Origin of the sequence: Haloferax sp. AB510 (genome assembly GCF_024136985.1) — an archaeon.
Classification (GTDB): domain Archaea; phylum Halobacteriota; class Halobacteria; order Halobacteriales; family Haloferacaceae; genus Haloferax.
This window is the reverse complement of the sequence record NZ_JAMYJY010000077.1, coordinates 1-18,078: the sequence shown is the minus strand read 5'-3', so window position 1 is coordinate 18,078 and position 18,078 is coordinate 1. Positions and strand designations below refer to the sequence as shown.

Sequence of the window (18,078 nt, the reverse complement as noted above, 5' to 3'; positions counted from 1 at the left end):
CCGAGGTCGAGGACGCGCGTCGCGTCGGGCGCCTCGCGGACCGCGGCAGTCACGCAGGCCCGGACGACCGACTCCTCGGCGGCGTCGTGCGCGCCGAGTCGGTTCCGAAGCCAGTCGTCCGGGAACGCGGGCGACTCGCCGGACACCATCGTCTCCGGGAGGTCGGCGTAGAGCGAAAAGCGGTCGAGCGCGTGCGGGAGGCGACCGATGGAGCGAACGTCGCGCTTGGCGAGGAAGCCGAGCGCGCGGTTGGTTATCTCGTACTCGTCGCCGACGCGCTTGATGAAGCCCATCGCGGCCAGCGCCTCGACCGTGATGCGGGCGGCTCGGGAGTCGATACCGGCGGTCTCGGCCACAGCCTCGGCGGTGCCGGCGCTCGTCGTGAGCGCGTCGATGACGCCGCTCTCGCGGGCGGCCCACAGGAGCGCGAGCGATTCGACCGACGACTGCGACCGGTCGCGGGTAGGCATGGTCGCACCGACGGGTCGGGAGACAAAAGGTCGTGCGTTGGGCGGGCGGTGCCGCCCGGTGTTGGCGGGGCGTGGCGGAGCGTTTCGGCGTCGCTTTCGCCCTTACCAGACCGACCACGCGGTCGAGGTCTGGTCGCGGGCATAGACGCGCTTCGCGTCCTTCGCGTACACCATGTCGCCGGGGTGGTCGAGCTTGCCGTGGCGGTACTCCGGAGCGTCCGAGCGCACGACGAGCCCTTCGATTTCGACCTCCTCGTCGCCGAACGCCTCCGTCTCGCCGACGACGAACTCGTAGTCGCCGGGGACGTTGACGGTGACGCTGCGGGTGTCCTCGCGCTTGCCGTCCTTCGGGTGGATGGTGACGTTGACCGCGACGTTGTCGACGACGCGGGTCCAGACGGTCTTCACGTCGGCCACCTCGGCCTCGTCGGCGCGCTGTTCGGGGCCGACTTCGATGCCCGTGATACGAACGAGCTGAATCGCTTCGGGCGTGTCGACGATGAACTCGTCGCCGACCTCAATGGTCGTGCCGACCGGCACGGGAACCTCGGTCGAGACGGAGTCGCCGTCCTGCGAGACCACGACGTTCATCTCGGTTTCGTCGGGAATCTCGACTTTCTCCTTGTGGACGTGGCCGCATTCGGTACACCGGACGGTCGAGTGACCGCCGGGCTTCAGCACCTCGTGAACGGTGGGTTCGTCGGGCGAACACGTCGGACAGGAGAGGGGGACGCGCTCGCCGGCGTCGGGTAGGCTCATACGGGTCGCTAGCCCATCAGGCCGTAAAAAGCCGCCTTTCTCCGTTTCGGCGTGGGAGTCGGTGGCAGGACGCTCGTTCGGCGAACGGGACGACCCACCGCGGTCGGGGCGTGAAGCCGCTCAGGGCCGCGGCAGGTCGACTTCCTCGCCGTCGGCGTACACCGTCGGCTCGCGGATGATGCCGTCGAGGTGGAGCGGCGCGTCGGTGTCGCCGCCGATGCCGGCGTCGTCGCCGATGGCGATGTGGACCGTGCCCGCGGCCTTCTCGTCGAGCAGGACGGAGCCGACGAGGTCGGTGACGCCGACGTTGGTTCCGATGCCGATTTCGGCGAGGTTGTAGGCGTCGTCGCCGACTTCCTCGGCTGCGGCCTCGACCTGCTCGCGGATGTCGTCGTCGGAAATCTCCGTGACGTAGCCGTCTTCGACCTCGAAGCGGAGCTCCTGTCCCTCGTCGAGGAGGCCGTGGGGCATCATCGTCCCGTCGACGACGTAGGTGCCCGTCGCGGACGCGGGGCTGAGGAAGATTTCGCCCGCGGGGAGGTTCGAAAACGAGCCGGCGTCCGCGATTGCGCCGGTGTCGGCGAGCCACTCGCGGTCGCCGCGGACGAACGTGATGTCCGTGCCCTTCTCGGTCGTGACGCGGAGTTCGTCGGCGTCGCCGACGGCGTCGAGCATCGCCGCGCTGTGGTCGTAGATGTCGTCGTAGTCGGCGTCGAGGCCGGTGACGAACACTTCCTCGGTGATTCCGGGGAGAGTCGCGCCGCGAGCGCCGGCGTCGCAGGCGTCGCCGCGGGCGCGGGTGTGACTCAGGCTCTTCGTCGTCGGCGCGAGAAAGGCGTCGCAGGAGTTCATGGCGGCGGCGACCGGCGCGGGCGGCTCCTCGCCGTGTTGGTTCCCCGGCGGGTAGCGGACGATAGTCGCGTCGTCGGTCACCTCGCTGGCGACCTCGTAGAGCGCCTCGCCGATACGCTCGCGCTTGTCGTCGGTGACGACGACGAGCGACTCGTCGGGTTGGAGGTCGAGACACTGGCGGACCGCCGTCTCGCTGGCGGCGCGGAGGTCTGCGTCGGATTCGGGCATGGGTGAACCTGCGCCGGCGGCGCTGTTAGGCGTTCCCATCTGCCCCCTCGCGTTCGGCTCCCGCCCCGTCGCCCCGAATCGGCGGTTTCACTCGCCTCGGAGGTAATCAAGGGACTCACTCGCCCGAGAGTTAATTTCTAAGTATTAACCATCGAAATAACTATAGTCGGGCCCGGTCGTTTGTCACCCATGATACGAGTGGGTGTCAACGGCTACGGCACAATCGGAAAGCGCGTCGCCGACGCGGTCAACGCGCAGCCCGACATGGAACTCATCGGCGTGGCCAAGACCCAGCCCAACTTCGAAGCGCACACCGCGGGCGAACGCGGCTACCCGATGTACGCCGCGATTCCCGAACGTTCACCGCTGTTTTCCGAGGCCGGCGTCGACCTCGCCGGCGAGGTGGACGAACTGGTCGCGGAGGCGGACATCATCGTCGACTGCACGCCGTCGGGCATCGGCGCGGAGAACCGCGAACTGTACGAGACACACCACACGCCCGCCATCTTCCAGGGCGGCGAGGACGCCGACGTGGCCGACGTGAGCTTCAACGCGCGGGCCAACTTCGACGCCGCCCGCGACGCCGACTACGTCCGCGTCGTCTCCTGTAACACGACCGGTCTCTCGCGCATCATCGCCCCGCTCGAAGCGGAGTACGGCGTCGAGAAGGTCCGGGCGACGCTCGTCCGCCGCGGCGGCGACCCCGGACAGAACTCCCGTGGGCCGATAAACGACATCCTGCCGAACCCGATCAAGATTCCTTCTCACCACGGCCCCGACGTGAAGACCATCTTCCCCGACCTCGAAATCGATACGCTCGGGCTGAAGGTCCCGGCGACGCTGATGCACGTCCACGCGCTCAACGTCACGCTCGAAGACGACGTGACCGGCGCGCACGTCCGGCAACTGCTCGAAGGCGAGAACCGCGTCTACGTCATCCCGGAGGGCATGGGCATCGACGGCGCGGGTAAGCTCATGGACTTCGCACTCGACGCGGGCCGCCCGCGCGGCGACATGTGGGAGAACTGTGTGTGGGGCGAGTCTATCGGCGTCAACGGCCGGGACCTCTACCTGTTCCAAGCCATCCACCAGCAGTCCGACGTGATTCCCGAGAACGTCGACGCCATCCGCGCGATGTTCGACATCGAAGACCAGCAGACGAGCATGGAACTCACGGACCAGACGCTCGGTATCGGTATCTCCGGTAGCCCGTCTGGATTCGCTGAGCAGGCGCGCGCAGAGTTCGCGGACGACTAATCGACGAAGCGTCTGCTCAGTTCGGTGCGGTCACGGCTTTTCCACCCATTCGACTCTTTGAACTCCTTAGCAGATGGTGTAGTCAGACTCTCTGCGGTCAGTACAGGTGCGACACCGACCAGGGAAGTTGCGACTGAAAGACGTATTCAGAGTTGGCAGGGTCGCCCGAGTTCTCGTTCGTACTGCGATTTGATTTGCTCGAACAAGTTCTGTCCGAACGCTGTTTGGAGGCGAGGCGCGGCGGTAGCAAAGAACTCGTCCAAATTCTCGAACTCGGCAAAGTGATCGTTCGCCTCGGCCTCGTCGTACCGAGTTTGGCGCTCGTACTTGAGCGCTTGGAGACAATTATCGATCAGATCCATGTCCTTGACGAACTGTGCCGTCGGGGTGTCACGGGCTTCGTACTCTTCCCAGAGCGCCAGCAGTTCGGTGTCGTTGAAAGGTCCGACGAGATCGGTTACTGCGCTCCGTTCAGCTGCCTCCTTCTCGGACGTGGGAGTGGTCTGGCGTCCCTCCTCTGCGCGGGTTGCGATATCGCCCGTTCGAGCTTCGCCGAGGTCGTGAATGAGTGCCATCGTCACTGCTTTCTGACGGTCAATCTCTTCCTGCTCGGCGTAGAGCAGACAAAGCGACGCTGTCCCCCACGTGTGGGCTGCGACCGATTCAGGCGAGTCGATATTCCGAAGCACCCATCCCGTCCGAAGTTCGTCCTTCAAGTCGAACCATTCGAGCAAGGTGTCGAGTTCGCCGGTCATCATATCGTGGAGAAGGGAAGTGGCCAGTTCAACTCATCGAGACTATTCGGCCGGGTCGTCGGCAGTCAGTCAATAACTCCGCATGTACTACTGAGCGGCTGTTTCACACGATAGCCCGATGAATACTAGGCGTAAGCGGGCTACCAACTCGACTCGCCGCTCACAGCGACCGCGATGCCACGTTCCCCGTGTCGAGGTCCACGACCGCGACATGGAACTCGTCGTCAGCGCCGGGAATCGGCAGGCCGCCGGGGTTGATGTGCGTTGTCTTCCCGCGGTGTTCGACCACCCGCTCGTGGGTGTGGCCGCGCAGGACGAAGTCGTACGTCCCCGAGTCGACGAGAGCATCGACCAGTCCGGCCTCGGTGCCGTGGTAGACCGCTATCTCTTGGCCGTCGAGCGTCAGGTGCGCGAAGTCGTCGTGGTAGGTGCCGAACGAGTCCACCGCCTCGCGGAGCGCCCACTCGCCGTCATTGTTGCCGCGGACGGCGTGGAAGTCGAAGTCCGCGTCGAACGGCGCGGCCGAGAAGGGCGCGACGATGTCGCCGCAGTGGACGACCGCGTCAACGCCCTCGGATTCGAAGTGCGAGACCGCGGCTTCGACGTAGTCGAGGTTGTCGTGCGTGTCGGAGACGACGCCGAGTTTCATGCGCGTCGGTTCGTCGGCGTCGGCTATCAACGTTGGGTGACACTTATGTCCCGCGCGGTCCCCGTTCGGGGCGTGCCAGAACAAGACGGCTCCGACGGCGACGCGAGCGAGACTGACGGCTCCGACGAGACCGCCACCGCCGCCGACGCCGGGGAAGTCGGGTCGCCGGCGCTCAGCGTGACACTCGGCGGCGGCACGAACGTCGTCATCGGCGCGGCGATGGCGGGTTACGCGGCGTTCAGCGCCGGGTGGACGCTGGCGGTTCGTGCCTCGGGAAATTTCCCCAACGACAACGCCGTCGGCGGACTCCTCACGCTGTTCATCTTCGTGGGTGGTGTCGCGATTCTCGTCGATGGCGCGGCCGACGTGTTCGCCGAGAAGAAAGACGGGTGACGCTGCGCGGCTTCAGTCCTGCTTCAGCGCCTCGACGCCGGCGAGCGGCGCGCCGGTCAGCGCGCGGATGTACGCGCCGCCGGCGATGGAGACGTGGCCGAAGTCGTCTTCGTCCATGCCGTACATCTCGATGGCGCGGGAGGTGTCGCCGCCGCCGACGACGGAGAAGCAGTCGGTCTCGGCGATGGCGCGGAGGACGCCGGTCGTGCCGACCGCGAAGCGCTCGTCTTCGAACAGGCCGAGCGCGCCCTTCACGAAGACGGCCTCGGAGTCGCGGATGATGGGGTCGTACTCGTCGACCGTCATCGAGCCCACGTCGAGGTACGCGCGGTCCTTCTCCGTGATGTTGGCGACCGCGATTTCGCCGCGGTCGTCGGTCTCGTTCTCGTAGGCGAGGTCGACGGCGAGCTTAATCTGGTCGCCGCGCTCGTCGAGCAGCGACTCGATGGTCTCGCGGTTCGCTTCCCACTGGTCGTCGAAGAAGTCCATCCCTTCGAGGTCGAAGCCCACGTCGTTGCCGGCGGCGCGGAGGAACAGTTCGCCGGCGATGCCGCCGAGCAGGAACTGGTCGACCTTGTCGCCGAGGTTGTTCATCACGTCGATGACGTCCGTGGCTTTCGTCCCGCCGACGACCATCGTCACCTGTCCGTCGAACTCGCGGGTGGCGATGGAGGAGTTGGCCTCGTACTCGGTCTGCATCACGCGGCCCGCGTAGGCGGGTAACACGAGCGGAAAGCCGACCAGCGAGGCGTGCGAGCGGTGGGCCGCCGAGTAGGCGTCGTTGACGTAGGCGTCGACGTGCTCGGCGAGCGTCCGGACGAACTCGGTGTCGGCTTTGACTTCGGGGTCCTCCTCGGGGAGTTCCTCGTCGCACATCCGCGTGTTTTCGAGCAGGAGCACCTCGCCCGCTTCGAGCGCGTCGATGGCGGCGATGGCCTCGTCGCCGTAGGTGTCAGCGACGAACCCCACGTCGCGGTCGATGTGGCTCGCGAGGATGTCCGCGTGCTGTTCGAGCGAGACGAAGTCGTCGTCGCCGGGGCGGCCCTGATGGGCCATGAGGACGACGCGGTGGCCGGCCTCGGCGAGTTCGCGGACGGTCTCCGCGTGGCGGTCGAACCGTCGGTTGTCTTGGACCTCGCCGTCTTCGACCGGCGAATTGAGGTCGAGTCGGACGAGTACGCGTTGCTCCGGGTCGAGGTCATCGAGGGTCTTGAACATCGGGTGGAAGAACGTAGAGGGATTACTTAGTGGTGGGTAAGTCGCGCTGAAAGGGCGGGCGATTCGTGGAGGGGTCTACTGGTGCGTGACGAAGTGGGCGACGTCGAGCATCCGGTTGGAGAAGCCGAACTCGTTGTCGTACCACGTCAGAATCTTGTAGAGGCCGCCGTCGTTGACCTGGTTCGTTGTGTTGAGGTCGACGGTGCTGGAGAACGGCAGACCAAGGATGTCACGCGAGGTGACCTCGTCGTCGGTGTAGCCGAGGACGCCCGCGAGCGGGCCGGAGTCGGCCGCGGCGCGGAAGGCGTCGTTGATCTCCTCGACGGAGGGCTTGTCCTCGAGTCGGACGACGAGCTCGGTGAGCGAGCCGTTCGGCACGGGGACGCGAATCGCCATGCCGTCGAGTTTGCCGTCGAGCTGGGGCAGAATTTCCGTGGCCGCCTGCGCCGCGCCGGTCGTCGTCGGGACGATGTTTTCGGCGGCGGCGCGCCCGCGGCGCTGCTTCGCGTGGGGGCTGTCGATGAGGTTCTGGCTGCCCGTGTAGGCGTGGACGGTCGTCAGGAGGCCGTTCTCGATGCCGAACTCCTCGTCGAGCACCTTCGCGACCGGCGTGACGGAGTTGGTCGTACAGGAGGCGTTCGAGACGATGTCCTCGCCGTCGTACTCGTCGTGGTTGACGCCGTAGACGATCTGCTTGACCGGCTCGTCGCCCTTCGGCGGCGCGGAGATGACGACCTTGTCCGCGCCCGCTTCGAGGTGTGCGGAGGCGTCTTCCTTCGTGCGGAAGATGCCCGTACATTCGAGCGCCACGTCCACGTCGAGTTCGCCCCACGGGAGCTCCGCGGGGGACTGGACGTTGTAGAGGCCAACCGAGGTGCCGCCGATGGACAGCGAGTCGCCGTCGCGCTCGACGCCGTCGAGTCGGCCCATGACGGAGTCGTACTTCGCGAGGTACGCCATGTCGTCGAAGTCCATGACGTCGTTGATGGCGACTAATTCGACCTTCGGGTTGTCGAGGACGGCACGGAAGATGTTCCGGCCGATGCGGCCGAAGCCGTTGAGTGCCACCCGCACCACGTCCGATTCATCCACGTTCTCGCCCGCGCTGAGGTAGGATTTTTCACTCATGTTCGAGTAGTATCCATATCAATATCCCAGTTGCAACAGTATATCTGTTTCGGTAAATCCGACTGAATCGAACGTTACCTTTCATTCTCAATCAACATTACTACAGAAACAATCACTATCGGTCACACACGAACGGGAATTGACACGCCCACACGGGGACGCGCCGTCCGTCCGTAGACGGTCGCTCGCGGCCGAATACTGGCGATTCGCTGCCAGGTGACTGTCACAGGCAGAAACGTTTTATCCTCCGATTTCATAGCGGCCTCCATGGTCAGAGACGACCGCGACGACCCGTTCGACAACATCTTCGACGAAATCGAACGGATGATGAACGACATGACCGGAGGCGACGCCGGATTCGCCTCCGAGACCCACATCGACGTGTACGATGAGGGCTCTACACTCCGACTCGTCGCGGACCTCCCGGGCGTCGACAAAGACGCCATCGACCTCAAGTGCGACGGTGAGACGCTGACTATCAGCGCCGCCGGTGACCGCCGCGAGTACGACGAACGCATCCGCCTCCCGGCCCGCGTCGACGAGCACTCCGCATCGGCCACCTTCAACAACGGCGTCCTGCAGGTCACGTTCGACCGCGCTGAGGACTCCGCCGCTATCGACGTCGAGTAGCGACTCGACTTCGCCGCGGCCCGCTCAGGACTTCTTTGCGACCCGCTCGACGAGCGCCGCCAGTCGGTCGAAAAAACCGTCGTCGTACTTCGCGTCGTCGTCGATGGTCGGGCGGGCGTTCGTCTCCGAGACGACGACCCGCCCGTCGGATTCGAGCAGGTCCACCCCGAGATAGCGAATGTCCAACTCGTCGGCGACTGCCTCGGCGAGGTCGCGGTGTCGCTTCGGGAGGTCCACGCCGACCGCCTCCGCGCCCCGGTGGACGTTGTGCTTCCAGCGCCCGCCGTCGCGCGCGCCGTCCAGCAGTCGGCGCTCCACCGCGCCGACGACTTCGCCGTCGAGCACCATCGCCCGGTAGTCGCGGGCGTCCGGCAGCCACTCCTGAATCAGGAACGACTTGTCGCCGGTCGCCCGGAAGTCGTGGACGAGGCTCAGCACGTCCGCGTGCCCCGAAAGCGAGTCCGGGTCGTGGGCCTTGGCGATGCCGACGCCGCGCGTCGTGGAGTTCGGCTTGACGACGACCGGATAGTCGAGGCCCGCCGACTCGACGGCGTCGAGGAGGGCGGACTCGTCGGCCGGGTTCGAGACGCAGACGCTCCGCGGGACCGGCAGGCCGGCGCGTTCGAGCGCCGCGATGACGCCCGCTTTGTTCCGCGAGGTGAGCACGTCCTCGCGCGTGTTCACCCACGGGAGGTCGTGTCTGGCGGTGACGACCCCGCCTTCCATCGGGCGGGAGGGGTAGACGAAGCCGACGTCGAACGACTCGGTCGGCGGCGTCGAGAGGTCGAGCGCGAACTCCTTGGCGCGGAGGTGCCCCACGTCGATGCCGCGGTCGCCGAGCGGGCCGCGCATTCGCTCGAACGTCTCGCTGGAGGTGGTGACCGCCAACCGAAGCATACGCTACGAGGCGAGGTCCCGGGGGAAAAATGGTGGGTTCGAGGCGAGGCGCGTTCCGAGCACGCGCCGGCGCGAGGTCGCGAACTTACGCGACGAGCAGCTCTTCGCCGCGCTCGACGACGATGCGGCACGGCGGCGACATCTTGTTGTACGCGCGGCGGAAGGCGTCCTTCGCGGTCGCGGCGTCCTCGACGTCGCAGTAGATGGTGAACACGGTCTCGCCCTTGGGGATGCGAGCGGCGGTCCCGACGACCTTCCCGAACGACTGGCGCATCCCGTCGGAGACACGGTCCGCACCCGCACCGGTCGCCTGCTTGTTCTCGCGGATGACGTGGTGCGGGAACTTACGCAGAATCATCTTGTACTGCTTTTCGCCCGCGTGCTTGAGCATGAGACGGTTGGCAGACAGACGCGCGGATTCGAGCGAACCGTGGCGAATCTGCACTTCCTCTTCGACCTTCAGGCTGATCTGGACGGGGTAGTCCTCGGGGTCGGCCTGCAGGTCGCCCATGTTGTGCTGTGCGATCTTCGAACCGGGGATACCCGTGATGTACTCGCGTCGGGTGTACGCCGGGTTCGTAATCTCCCGGTACATAGAGGCGGGTTTGTCTGACATGGTTACTTGTGAAACCGAAGGGTCAGGCGGGCTAAAAACGCTTCGAAGCTTCATTCGCCCGCCGCGGTCGTGTCAGGGGCTCGCACGCCGGTTCGCTCTGTTCGGGTCTGCGAACCCCATCGACCCGCACTCCCCCCGGCGCTGTCGATTCATCACCCTCGGGCCGGTGACAGCAAAGGTGCAGACTGTTCCGGCCGGGAGACAGTCTTATGCGCCGCCGTCGCCACGGTTCGGACAATGCTGCTCGTCTGCGACTGCATGCCTGCGGACGGCCCCGCGTACTTCACCGACGCCCTCGCCGACCTCGCCCTCGACGGCCGCGAGGGGACCGTTCACTCGCTCCCCGACGACGGTCTCCCGACGCTCTCGAACGTCGACGCCGTCGTCCTCACCGGGAGCACTGCGGGCGTCTACGAGGCCGACGAGCGGCCGTGGCTCGACGACGCGCGCCTGCTCGCCCGCGACCTCGTCGCCCGCGAACTCCCCACGCTCGGCGTCTGCTTCGGTCACCAACTCGTCAACGACGCCCTCGGCGGTACCGTCGAAGCCGGCGACCAACGCCGCGGTATCGCCGACGTCGACCTCGGCGACGACCCCCTGTTCGATGGCGTTTCCGGGCGCATTCCGATGGTCCACGGCGACTACGTCGTCGCCCCCGGCGACCGCATGGAGACCGTCGCCTCCGCGGACTACTACGACCACCTCGCGACGCGCCACGAGGACGCGCCCGTCTGGACGGTCCAGTACCACCCCGAGTTCACGGCCGCCCTCCTCGACCGCATCGCCGACGACTTCGGCTGGCCCGACGCCGACGCAGACCGTGACTTCGACGACGTGACGGCCGCTCGAACCGTCGAGAACTTCGTCGCCGCCGCCGGCCTGGACTGATTAGGCGTCGTCGCCGTCGCCGTCTTCTTCCGATTCGCCCCCATCTGAACCGTTGGTTTCGCCGTCGTCCTCCTCGACCGGCGGCTCGCCAGTCTCGGGGTCGAGCGCGACGAACTCCAGCCCCTCGCGGTCGAGCATGTCCGCCGCTCGCTCAGTCACCGAGGGAGCGACGAGGACGCCCCGAATCGGCTCGTCGTCGCCGAACTCCCGATGGAGCGCATCGACGTACCGTCGAAGCTGACTCGCCGCCGAGGGGCCGACGCGTCGCCGTTTCAACTCCACGACGACCGGGACGCCGTCCGCGTCCTTCCCGAAGATGTCGATAGCGCCCGCGTCGCTCTGTCGCTCGGTCTCCAGCGGCTCGAACCCCGGTTCGAGGCTGTCGGGGTCCGAGAGGATGTGCTGGCGCAGGTCTTCCTCGCTGCCGACGAGTTCGAGGTCGCTGCGGTCGTTGACGGCGTAGGACGAACACTGCTCGACGCGATCGAAATGTACGTCGAGTCGCTCGTCGGGGCTCGTGCGCGTGCTCCGGACCCGAAGCCGGCCGTCCCGGACGCTCGCGGAGTGGGTACACCCCGGTGGCTGCCAGTTGACGGGCGTCCGCTTCTCGTCGGTGTGGACCAGAATCGAGCCGTCCGGCTTCAGGACGACGAGCCGGTCGCCGGGGCCGAGTTCGCTCGTCGCGCGGCCGTCGTAGTCGACCGTGCACCGCCCGAATATCGTCACCATGTCGCCGCGCTCGAAGGCGGCTTCGAGGTGGACGAGGGCGTCGCGATGCGTCGGCCGGTGGAGTGTGTTCACCGTCATCCGGGTGTCGTCCCGCGGTTCGTCGCCGCCGGGGATAAGCCCCGCGTCGCGCGTCGGGGTCGAGCTAGCGAGCGCCGCGGCGGTCGCCAGTCGGTCGCTGGTCGCCGGTTTCCGGGTCGCTGGCAGGCTTATGCCATCTCCGAGCGTATATCTACCATGGCCCCTGACTTCGCCCAACACAACCGAATCGAGATGCCGCCGGAGGAGATAGACCGCCTGCTCCGCGAGGAGGGCGTCGGCGTCCTCTCGCTCGCCGACGACGGCGTCGCCTACGGGATTCCCCTCTCGTTCGGGTACGACGCCGAGCGGGAGCGGCTCTACTTCGTCTTCCTCCGCCCCGGCGAGTCCTCGAAGAAGACCGAGTTCGCCGAGCGGACCGCCCGCGCGAGCTTCGCCGTCTGGAACGCCCCCTCGCGGGACGAGTGGGAGAGCGTCGTCGTCGACGGCGAACTCCACCGGGTTGACGACGGTGACTGGGACCGCGTCCGCGACGTACTCGAAGACAACGCGTGGTATCCGACCCTGTTTTCCGAGACGGAGCCGATGCAGGATATCCTCGGCTGGGAGCTTCGTATCGACTCCCGGTCCGGGCTTCAGCGCCGGCGCGCGTGAGCGCTCCACGGACGGCTTTCGGTCGCGAGCGCGTTCGCGCCGGTATCGTTATCGAAGCCGAGACCGTCTGAGAATTCAGCTCATGCGACGGACGACGTTCGAGGAGGGGAGGAAGCTCGCGGCCGCGGTGCGGACGCCGAACCCGTCGCTCGCCGGCGTCGCCCGTGACGCGAGCGATGAGATTCTCGGCCTCGTCGACGCGCCGTTCCGCGATGTCGCCGACGCCCACGACCGCCTGTCGGCGCTCGAATCGCTCCTGTACGAGCGCGGCGACCGCCGCGCCGCCTTCCTGACCATCTACGTCCGCGTGACCGCCGAAGTCGACCGCGGCCTCGGCGGCGACGAGTTCACCGACCCCGAGTGGGTCGCCGACTACCTCGTCACCTTCGCGGACCACTACCGCCGGGCGTTTCGCGCCTTCGAGCGCGGCGACCACGACGACGTGCCCGACCCGTGGCAGCTCTCCTTCGAGACGGCGCTCGCCGGGGAGTCGCTCGTGGTACAGGACGTGCTGCTCGGCGTCAACGCGCACGTGAACTACGACCTCGCGCTGGCGCTCCACGAGGTCGGCATCGACCCCGACCGCCCCGCGAAGTACGACGACCACCGCCGCATCAACCGGGTCCTCCGCAGCCTCGTCGACGAGGAACAGGACCTCATCGCCGAGCGGTACGCCGACGGCATCGCCGACATCGACGAGTCGCTGGGTCGGCTGGACGAGGCGCTGTCGTTTTTCACGCTCCGCGAGGGCCGGCGGAACGCGTGGCGCGGTGCAGTCGCGCTAACCGACGGGCGGTTCCGCCCGATCGAACGCGTCGTCTACTGGTACCTGCGGAGCCTCACGATGGGCGCGGGTCACTTCATTCTCGCGCCGAGTTCGAACCCCGCGGTGCGTCGCCGACTGGCGCAACTCGAAGCTGGTGACGGGTCGAGTACTTAAACCACCCCGGATAGCGCGGGCGGAGATACCTCCCGTTGTCTGCTGTCTATAGATGTATGAACACGTCATCTGTCTCCGCCGTCGAACAGTCGTTGACCCGAAACTCGCGCCGCAGCCACGTCCTCTCTGACCCATCGAGCGCTCTCTCGGCGCTCAGCGACGGCGACAGCCGGCGAATCCTCGCCGCCTGCGACGAGGCCCCGAGAACTGCACAGGAGTGCGCCGAACTCTGTGACGTGCCGCTGTCGACGGTCTACCGGAAACTCGACCTGCTCACCGAGGCGGCGCTCCTCGACGAGCGACTCCGTATCCAGACGGCGACGCACCACCCGCGGGAGTTCGCGACCAACTTCGACACGCTCTCGTTTTCGTTCGACGACGCCGGCGTGTCGCTCGCGTTCCGGCAGGTCGCCACCGACGGTGGCGAAGACGGCGCGGAGGGCCGGTCGCGATGACCGCGACGCGAACCGCCGCGCGGCGGACGGAGCGAACCGAGACGGCGCTCGCCTCGCCGGAGGTGGACTGATGAACGCGACGACGACGGACGACTACGACTTCACGTGTTCGCAGTGCGGCGAGGGCTTCGCCGTCAACGGCGGGATGCGCGCCGCGGTCCTCGAACGCGGCTGTCCCATCTGCGGGAGTCCCGTCTCGACCGACGCCTTCGACCCATGTTCCGCGTGAGCTTCACCTTTTGATCGCGCCCGCGCGCCCGGTCGAGGCGCTTGCTCCACCGCGACACCGGCGTTCGAAAAACAGTAGGCTACATATACGTGTGCCACACGTACTACGAACCACATGAGCGACAGCGCGGACTACACATTCGTCTGCCCGGAGTGTGCGGAGTCCATGCTGGTCAACGACTCCATGCGCGACGCCCTCCTCGAAAACGGCTGTGTCATCTGCAGCGCCGCGCTCACGACCGACGACTTCTCGACTACCTGAGCGCGCGCCCCCGCGACCGAGTCCGCCGATATCACCCGACTCGACTCTCTTGGGCGTCGCCGAGAAGTAACAGTAATTACGTCGGCCGCGAGTCTGGTGGTACGAACCGATGTCTCTGGACCAACAGACCGAACTCTCGCCCGACGAGATACGCGAGGTCCTGTCCCGTCACGAGACGGGCGTCCTCTCGCTCGCGAAGGCGGACGAACCATACGCGATTCCCATCTCCTACGGCTACGACGGCGAGACCGGTCGGTTCTATCTCCGACTCGTCTCCACACCCGAAAGCGAAAAACGGCAGTTCCTCACGTCGTCGCCGCGGGCCCGACTCGTCGTCCACGAGTCGAACGACGGGAGCTATCGGAGCATCATCGCCGAGGGGACGCTCGAACGCGTCGACCCCGACGAGCTGACTGTCGAACGCATCGTCCAGTACGGCAAGGCCAAGCGGCCGCTGTTCGAAATCTGGGGCGAGACGAAGCGCGACCTCGACATCCAACTGTTCGAACTCGACCCCGAGACACTCGGCGGCCGGGCCGTCGAACTGGACGCCGCGGAGTCCGACCAGTAATGCCCGCAGTCGTCGCCTTCGGGGCGGCCCCCGTCGCGGCGGTCGCCGCGTCCACCGGCGAACCCCGAGTCGCCCGCACGTAACACATGCCCGCCGGTATTCGCGCCACGGTCGAATTCGATTCGCCGTCGGTCTGCCCCGTCGCCTCCGTCGCCCATTCGACGGACTCCGTCGTCGATTCCGTCTCGACCAGCGTCGTCTCAACCCCCGGCGACGTCAGCGTCTCCGAGTTCGTCGTCGAGGCCGACGACCCGCCGGAGGCGTCCGCGCTCGAACCCATCTTCTCCTACGGCTCGAAGCACCTCTACCGCTACACCCACGACGGGAGCGCGGGCTGCCCGTGCGAGTGCCTCGGCGAGTTCGGCTGTCCGGTCGACCGCTACTTCGCCCAGCGCGGCAGTCTGACGCTCGTCTTCCACGCCGCCGACTACGAACAGTTGCAGGCCGTCATCGGCGAGCTTCGCGACCGCTTCCCCGGACTCGACATCAAGCGGCTCGTGCGCTCGCCCACCGGCGACGCCCCCGGCGACAGCGTCTTCGTCGACCGCGGGAAGCTCACTACCCGTCAGCTCGAAGTCCTCCAAACGGCTTACGACATGGGCTACTTCGAGCGCCCGCGGGGGGCCAACGCGACCGAGGTCGCGGCCGAGCTCGAAATCAACCAGTCGACCTTTTCGGAACACCTCGCCGCCGCCCTGACGAAACTGCTCGGTGACGTGCTCGAAGAGGGATAGCGACTCCGGCCCCGCCGTCCTCCCGGCGTCGGAGTATATAAACGTCCCACGCTATCGTGGTTGTCCGTTGGTCCCCGTCCGGCGGCTCTACAGAAGTATGAGTCAGGCTTCGTTCCCCTTCGCTACCCGCTCTCCGTCCGCCTCGTCCGAACCCCGCGTCGTCGACGACCACGCCGCGGTCGACGCGCTCTTCTCGCTTCTCGAAGACGACGACTGCCGACGCATCCTCGACGCGACCGACGGCGTCGCTCGCTCGGCGAGCGAACTCTCGGAGGCGTGCGACCTCCCGCTTTCGACGACGTACCGAAAGCTCGACCCGCTCGTGGACGCCGGCCTCCTCTCGAAGCGCCTCCGAATCTCCCGGTCGGGCACCCACACCGCAGAGTACGAACGCACCGTCGACGACGTGACCGTCTCCGTCACCCCGTCGGGCGTCGAGGTCCGCGTCTCGCACCGCGACGTGCCGCAGTCGGCGTCGGTGACGGCCTGAACGCTCCGCTCACGGTTTTCATTCATCAGTTTCGCCGCCGGTCGCGCCGATACGACCGGGATTTGCTGTGCCTACTTAAGATTCTACTCGTCGTACGGTTGTCGTGTATTCCAACCGCATTCCAGTCCTGATTATCGCGGTCCTCGTGCTCCTCGCCGGCTGTGCCGGCGGCGCGGGCGTCGCGCCGGCCGCCGACACCGACGACACCGACGCCCCCACCGACGGCGGCGACAGCGCGGATACCGGCGAGTCGACCGACGCCGACGACTTCGAGTTGAGCGACCCCGAGCGTCTCCTCCGCGACGCCGGGAGCTTCACCGTCAGTTGGTCGTACACCGGCGTCGACGCGAACGGCGTCGAGACCCAAGTCACCCGCGAGTTCTACGCCGACCTCGAAGCTGAGCAGTCGTACAGTCGCACGACATCGACGACCGACGGCCAGTCCGACGCGGGCGGCGTCGAACAGTACGTCGCCGACGGCGTGACGTACGTCCGGATTGGCGACGGCGACGAGGCCACGTACACCTCTTACGAGGGATCGATGGAGGTTCTCGCCACCGCCATCGCGCTCTCGCAGGCTCGCGCGTACGGCGCTGACGACGACCTGACGTTCGCCGGCACCGAGACGTTCGACGGGGTGTCGGTCGAGCGCTACGAGCTATCGACCGCGAGCGAGGCGCTGATTCTCGCCGGCTCGGCCGCGGCGCAGGGCGAGCCCGGAAACCTGGAGGTTACGAACTTCGAGTACGCCGTCCTCGTCGACGAAGACGGCCTCTCGCGCCACGAATCGTGGTCGTTCTCGGGGCGGATGGACGACGGGACCGAGGTGAGTGGGTCGTGGGAGTACTCGCTTACGGGCGTCGGTTCGACGACCGTCGACGAACCCGCGTGGCTCGACGAGGCGCGGGCGTAAGCGGGAGTTGGTTTCGCTTTCTCCCGGATTTGAACTCAGTCCGGGAACGGTTGCCTCCCGGATTTGAACCTCACTCGCAAATCGAAGATTTGCTCGCTGGTTCAGAATCCGGTCGGGTCGCATTTTCACTGCTCACGACTCGGTCGCTACGCTCCCTCGATAGTTCGCAGGAAAATGCCGCCTCCCGGATTTGAACCGGGGACAGCTCGATCTTCAGTCGAGTGCTCTCCCAGTCTGAGCTAAGGCGGCGCGATTCGACAGACGCGCAGGAGCGAAAAAACCATTTCGAATTGCGACGCTACGAGTCGCCGTACCCCGACTCTTCCCATCCCGTCACATCGCTCGGAATGAGTTCGCCGTTGACGTGCCACTCGCGCGGGCGGAACGAGATACCGAGCAGGGTCGCGTAGAACCCGGCGACGAACGCGACGATGATGTTGCCGGGAATGCCGCCGATGCCGGCGCTCCCGACGAGGGTCGCGCCGTCGGTGTACGTCGTGAGTTGGATGACCCACGCGACGAGCATCACGAGGAACAGCGGCAGGTACACCCGGCGGAGCCGGTGGGCCAGCGCCTCCTCGAAGGGTATCTTCATGTTCGGCGTGCGGTAGTCCTCGCCGAGTTTCTTCCGCCAGTCCTCGTCGAGGACGCCGCCGTCCGGGTCAAGCGCGTACGCCCAGACGTTCTGCTGAATCATCCGGACCCGGGAGCGCCAGATGTCGTACGCGCGGAAACGCCGCGCCTCGATACTGAGGAAGATACTCAGCGTCACCACGCCGAGGAGGATGATATAGTGTGGATGCGTTTGTGCGGAAAACGACCACGTTAGAATCCCGGCCATCAGCGTAATCGCCCAGTTGCTGGTCCGGTCGAGTCGCTCGCGCCACGACTTCATCCGGTGTATCTCGCCCCGGTAAAGGTGTGCAAACGACGAACCAGGGCCCATCGTCTCGTCGAAGACGCCCGCACCGATATGGGTGTCGTCCATTCCCGCGGGAGGTTCCAGCTCCCCGTCGTCGGACATTGTTGTTCGTTTGATGCACAACTACGAGAGGATAAGAGCCTTCTGGGTTCGACAGGTTCGTGATGCCCGGTCGGGACTGTGTCTACTCGCGGCGGGGAGTCCTACAGCGCAGCCTCACGGCTCAAGGGTGCGTAAAAAAACTCTCAGAAATCGATTCGTCTGTCTGCTGAATTCGGAAACCGAATTACAGGCGCGTGACGTTCGTCGCGCGCGGGCCCTTGGGGGCCTGTTCGATGTCGAACTCCACTTCCTGACCCTCTTCGAGGTCCGGACCGCCAACATCTTCCATGTGGAAGAACACG

24 protein-coding genes, 1 tRNA gene and 1 pseudogene are annotated in these 18,078 nt (G+C 66.3%); 13 read left to right on the top strand and 13 right to left on the bottom strand.

What is annotated here, in order from left to right:
* The 3 genes and pseudogenes from NKF06_RS14340 to NKF06_RS14330 all read right to left on the bottom strand — a co-directional run.
* A pseudogene (locus NKF06_RS14340) lies at positions 1-470 on the bottom strand (SAM-dependent methyltransferase); the annotation flags it as partial.
* Positions 471-572: 102 nt separating this feature from the next.
* A complete protein-coding gene (locus NKF06_RS14335; protein WP_058826642.1) occupies positions 573-1,229 on the bottom strand; it encodes an HVO_0476 family zinc finger protein in 657 nt (218 codons plus the stop codon).
* Positions 1,230-1,349: 120 nt separating this feature from the next.
* A complete protein-coding gene (locus NKF06_RS14330; RefSeq protein ID WP_253245785.1) occupies positions 1,350-2,309 on the bottom strand; it encodes an aminopeptidase in 960 nt (319 codons plus the stop codon).
* Positions 2,310-2,498: 189 nt separating this feature from the next.
* Here NKF06_RS14330 and NKF06_RS14325 point away from each other — a divergent pair, with 189 nt between their 5' ends.
* Positions 2,499-3,566 carry a type II glyceraldehyde-3-phosphate dehydrogenase gene (locus NKF06_RS14325; protein WP_058826640.1) on the top strand — a complete coding sequence of 356 codons (1,068 nt, stop codon included), beginning with the start codon at positions 2,499-2,501 and terminating at the stop codon, positions 3,564-3,566.
* Between the two features lie 146 nt (positions 3,567-3,712).
* On the opposite strand, the gene NKF06_RS14320 is transcribed toward NKF06_RS14325, so the two are convergent.
* Positions 3,713-4,324 (bottom strand): HD family hydrolase, encoded by a 612-nt coding sequence (locus NKF06_RS14320; protein ID WP_253245784.1) that lies wholly within the window; start codon positions 4,322-4,324, stop codon positions 3,713-3,715.
* Between the two features lie 157 nt (positions 4,325-4,481).
* Positions 4,482-4,970, bottom strand: a complete 489-nt coding sequence (locus NKF06_RS14315) for a metallophosphoesterase (protein WP_253245783.1) — start codon at positions 4,968-4,970, stop codon at positions 4,482-4,484.
* Between the two features lie 72 nt (positions 4,971-5,042).
* On the opposite strand from NKF06_RS14315, the gene NKF06_RS14310 reads away from it, so the two are divergent.
* Entirely contained in the window at positions 5,043-5,363 is a 321-nt protein-coding gene (locus NKF06_RS14310; RefSeq protein ID WP_253245782.1) for a hypothetical protein, read from the top strand.
* A gap of 12 nt (positions 5,364-5,375) precedes the next feature.
* Here the strand turns inward: NKF06_RS14310 and NKF06_RS14305 are convergent, their stop codons facing one another.
* Positions 5,376-6,581, bottom strand: coding sequence for a phosphoglycerate kinase (locus NKF06_RS14305; protein WP_253245781.1), 1,206 nt, complete (start codon positions 6,579-6,581; stop codon positions 5,376-5,378).
* A 75-nt stretch (positions 6,582-6,656) separates the two neighbouring features.
* On the bottom strand, positions 6,657-7,709 hold the full coding sequence (gene gap, locus NKF06_RS14300) for a type I glyceraldehyde-3-phosphate dehydrogenase (RefSeq protein ID WP_058826635.1): 1,053 nt from the start codon (positions 7,707-7,709) through the stop codon (positions 6,657-6,659).
* A 267-nt stretch (positions 7,710-7,976) separates the two neighbouring features.
* Between gap and NKF06_RS14295 the strand changes: the two genes are divergently transcribed.
* Positions 7,977-8,339, top strand: coding sequence for an Hsp20/alpha crystallin family protein (locus NKF06_RS14295; protein ID WP_004970480.1), 363 nt, complete (start codon positions 7,977-7,979; stop codon positions 8,337-8,339).
* 24 nt (positions 8,340-8,363) lie between these two features.
* On the opposite strand, the gene NKF06_RS14290 is transcribed toward NKF06_RS14295, so the two are convergent.
* Positions 8,364-9,236, bottom strand: coding sequence for a RimK family alpha-L-glutamate ligase (locus tag NKF06_RS14290; RefSeq protein ID WP_253245780.1), 873 nt, complete (start codon positions 9,234-9,236; stop codon positions 8,364-8,366).
* Between the two features lie 85 nt (positions 9,237-9,321).
* The gene (locus NKF06_RS14285) at positions 9,322-9,852 is read right to left on the bottom strand and encodes a 50S ribosomal protein L16 (protein WP_008091717.1); all 531 of its coding nucleotides are present in this window, start codon (positions 9,850-9,852) and stop codon (positions 9,322-9,324) included.
* A gap of 237 nt (positions 9,853-10,089) precedes the next feature.
* Between NKF06_RS14285 and NKF06_RS14280 the strand changes: the two genes are divergently transcribed.
* Positions 10,090-10,740, top strand: a complete 651-nt coding sequence (locus tag NKF06_RS14280; RefSeq protein ID WP_058826633.1) for a type 1 glutamine amidotransferase — start codon at positions 10,090-10,092, stop codon at positions 10,738-10,740.
* On the opposite strand, the gene nucS is transcribed toward NKF06_RS14280, so the two are convergent.
* A complete protein-coding gene (gene nucS / locus NKF06_RS14275; protein WP_253245779.1) occupies positions 10,741-11,547 on the bottom strand; it encodes an endonuclease NucS in 807 nt (268 codons plus the stop codon).
* Between the two features lie 156 nt (positions 11,548-11,703).
* On the opposite strand from nucS, the gene NKF06_RS14270 reads away from it, so the two are divergent.
* From NKF06_RS14270 to NKF06_RS14230, 9 genes are all read left to right on the top strand, one after another.
* The gene (locus NKF06_RS14270) at positions 11,704-12,159 is read left to right on the top strand and encodes a pyridoxamine 5'-phosphate oxidase family protein (protein ID WP_058826631.1); all 456 of its coding nucleotides are present in this window, start codon (positions 11,704-11,706) and stop codon (positions 12,157-12,159) included.
* Between the two features lie 82 nt (positions 12,160-12,241).
* A complete protein-coding gene (locus tag NKF06_RS14265) occupies positions 12,242-13,099 on the top strand; it encodes a DUF5995 family protein (RefSeq protein WP_253245778.1) in 858 nt (285 codons plus the stop codon).
* Positions 13,100-13,155: 56 nt separating this feature from the next.
* The gene (locus NKF06_RS14260) at positions 13,156-13,554 is read left to right on the top strand and encodes a helix-turn-helix domain-containing protein (RefSeq protein WP_058826629.1); all 399 of its coding nucleotides are present in this window, start codon (positions 13,156-13,158) and stop codon (positions 13,552-13,554) included.
* A gap of 70 nt (positions 13,555-13,624) precedes the next feature.
* Positions 13,625-13,783, top strand: coding sequence for a zinc ribbon domain-containing protein (locus NKF06_RS14255; RefSeq protein WP_058826890.1), 159 nt, complete (start codon positions 13,625-13,627; stop codon positions 13,781-13,783).
* Positions 13,784-13,897: 114 nt separating this feature from the next.
* A complete protein-coding gene (locus tag NKF06_RS14250; protein WP_172795765.1) occupies positions 13,898-14,044 on the top strand; it encodes a hypothetical protein in 147 nt (48 codons plus the stop codon).
* 109 nt (positions 14,045-14,153) lie between these two features.
* Entirely contained in the window at positions 14,154-14,615 is a 462-nt protein-coding gene (locus NKF06_RS14245; RefSeq protein ID WP_058826628.1) for a pyridoxamine 5'-phosphate oxidase family protein, read from the top strand.
* An 86-nt stretch (positions 14,616-14,701) separates the two neighbouring features.
* Entirely contained in the window at positions 14,702-15,349 is a 648-nt protein-coding gene (locus tag NKF06_RS14240) for a helix-turn-helix domain-containing protein (protein ID WP_253245777.1), read from the top strand.
* A gap of 97 nt (positions 15,350-15,446) precedes the next feature.
* The gene (locus NKF06_RS14235) at positions 15,447-15,839 is read left to right on the top strand and encodes a helix-turn-helix domain-containing protein (RefSeq protein ID WP_058826626.1); all 393 of its coding nucleotides are present in this window, start codon (positions 15,447-15,449) and stop codon (positions 15,837-15,839) included.
* Between the two features lie 103 nt (positions 15,840-15,942).
* Complete coding sequence (locus NKF06_RS14230) at positions 15,943-16,752, top strand: hypothetical protein (protein ID WP_253245776.1); 810 nt, start codon at positions 15,943-15,945, stop codon at positions 16,750-16,752.
* Positions 16,753-16,927: 175 nt separating this feature from the next.
* Here NKF06_RS14230 and NKF06_RS14225 read toward each other — a convergent pair.
* From NKF06_RS14225 to NKF06_RS14215, 3 genes are all read right to left on the bottom strand, one after another.
* Positions 16,928-17,001, bottom strand: a tRNA-Phe gene (locus NKF06_RS14225).
* Between the two features lie 49 nt (positions 17,002-17,050).
* Positions 17,051-17,776 carry a DUF2270 domain-containing protein gene (locus NKF06_RS14220; protein ID WP_253245775.1) on the bottom strand — a complete coding sequence of 242 codons (726 nt, stop codon included), beginning with the start codon at positions 17,774-17,776 and terminating at the stop codon, positions 17,051-17,053.
* A gap of 184 nt (positions 17,777-17,960) precedes the next feature.
* Positions 17,961-18,078: cold shock domain-containing protein (locus tag NKF06_RS14215; protein ID WP_144858778.1), on the bottom strand; the 118-nt coding region annotated here is incomplete at its 5' end.

Excerpts from the sequence above, each read along its gene's own strand:
- NKF06_RS14240 (WP_253245777.1), top strand. The coding sequence starts at position 14,702 with ATGCCCGCCGGTATTCGCGCCACGGTCGAATTCGATTCGCCGTCGGTC.
- NKF06_RS14285 (WP_008091717.1), bottom strand. The coding sequence starts at position 9,852 with ATGTCAGACAAACCCGCCTCTATGTACCGGGAGATTACGAACCCGGCG.
- NKF06_RS14245 (WP_058826628.1), top strand. The coding sequence starts at position 14,154 with ATGTCTCTGGACCAACAGACCGAACTCTCGCCCGACGAGATACGCGAG.
- NKF06_RS14305 (WP_253245781.1), bottom strand. The coding sequence starts at position 6,581 with ATGTTCAAGACCCTCGATGACCTCGACCCGGAGCAACGCGTACTCGTC.
- nucS (WP_253245779.1), bottom strand. The coding sequence starts at position 11,547 with ATGACGGTGAACACACTCCACCGGCCGACGCATCGCGACGCCCTCGTC.
- NKF06_RS14220 (WP_253245775.1), bottom strand. The coding sequence starts at position 17,776 with ATGTCCGACGACGGGGAGCTGGAACCTCCCGCGGGAATGGACGACACC.
- NKF06_RS14280 (WP_058826633.1), top strand. The coding sequence starts at position 10,090 with ATGCTGCTCGTCTGCGACTGCATGCCTGCGGACGGCCCCGCGTACTTC.
- gap (WP_058826635.1), bottom strand. The coding sequence starts at position 7,709 with ATGAGTGAAAAATCCTACCTCAGCGCGGGCGAGAACGTGGATGAATCG.
- NKF06_RS14235 (WP_058826626.1), top strand. The coding sequence starts at position 15,447 with ATGAGTCAGGCTTCGTTCCCCTTCGCTACCCGCTCTCCGTCCGCCTCG.
- NKF06_RS14325 (WP_058826640.1), top strand. The coding sequence starts at position 2,499 with ATGATACGAGTGGGTGTCAACGGCTACGGCACAATCGGAAAGCGCGTC.
- NKF06_RS14290 (WP_253245780.1), bottom strand. The coding sequence starts at position 9,236 with ATGCTTCGGTTGGCGGTCACCACCTCCAGCGAGACGTTCGAGCGAATG.
- NKF06_RS14250 (WP_172795765.1), top strand. The coding sequence starts at position 13,898 with ATGAGCGACAGCGCGGACTACACATTCGTCTGCCCGGAGTGTGCGGAG.
- NKF06_RS14320 (WP_253245784.1), bottom strand. The coding sequence starts at position 4,324 with ATGATGACCGGCGAACTCGACACCTTGCTCGAATGGTTCGACTTGAAG.
- NKF06_RS14295 (WP_004970480.1), top strand. The coding sequence starts at position 7,977 with ATGGTCAGAGACGACCGCGACGACCCGTTCGACAACATCTTCGACGAA.
- NKF06_RS14315 (WP_253245783.1), bottom strand. The coding sequence starts at position 4,970 with ATGAAACTCGGCGTCGTCTCCGACACGCACGACAACCTCGACTACGTC.
- NKF06_RS14330 (WP_253245785.1), bottom strand. The coding sequence starts at position 2,309 with ATGCCCGAATCCGACGCAGACCTCCGCGCCGCCAGCGAGACGGCGGTC.
- NKF06_RS14255 (WP_058826890.1), top strand. The coding sequence starts at position 13,625 with ATGAACGCGACGACGACGGACGACTACGACTTCACGTGTTCGCAGTGC.
- NKF06_RS14265 (WP_253245778.1), top strand. The coding sequence starts at position 12,242 with ATGCGACGGACGACGTTCGAGGAGGGGAGGAAGCTCGCGGCCGCGGTG.
- NKF06_RS14260 (WP_058826629.1), top strand. The coding sequence starts at position 13,156 with ATGAACACGTCATCTGTCTCCGCCGTCGAACAGTCGTTGACCCGAAAC.
- NKF06_RS14270 (WP_058826631.1), top strand. The coding sequence starts at position 11,704 with ATGGCCCCTGACTTCGCCCAACACAACCGAATCGAGATGCCGCCGGAG.
- NKF06_RS14335 (WP_058826642.1), bottom strand. The coding sequence starts at position 1,229 with ATGAGCCTACCCGACGCCGGCGAGCGCGTCCCCCTCTCCTGTCCGACG.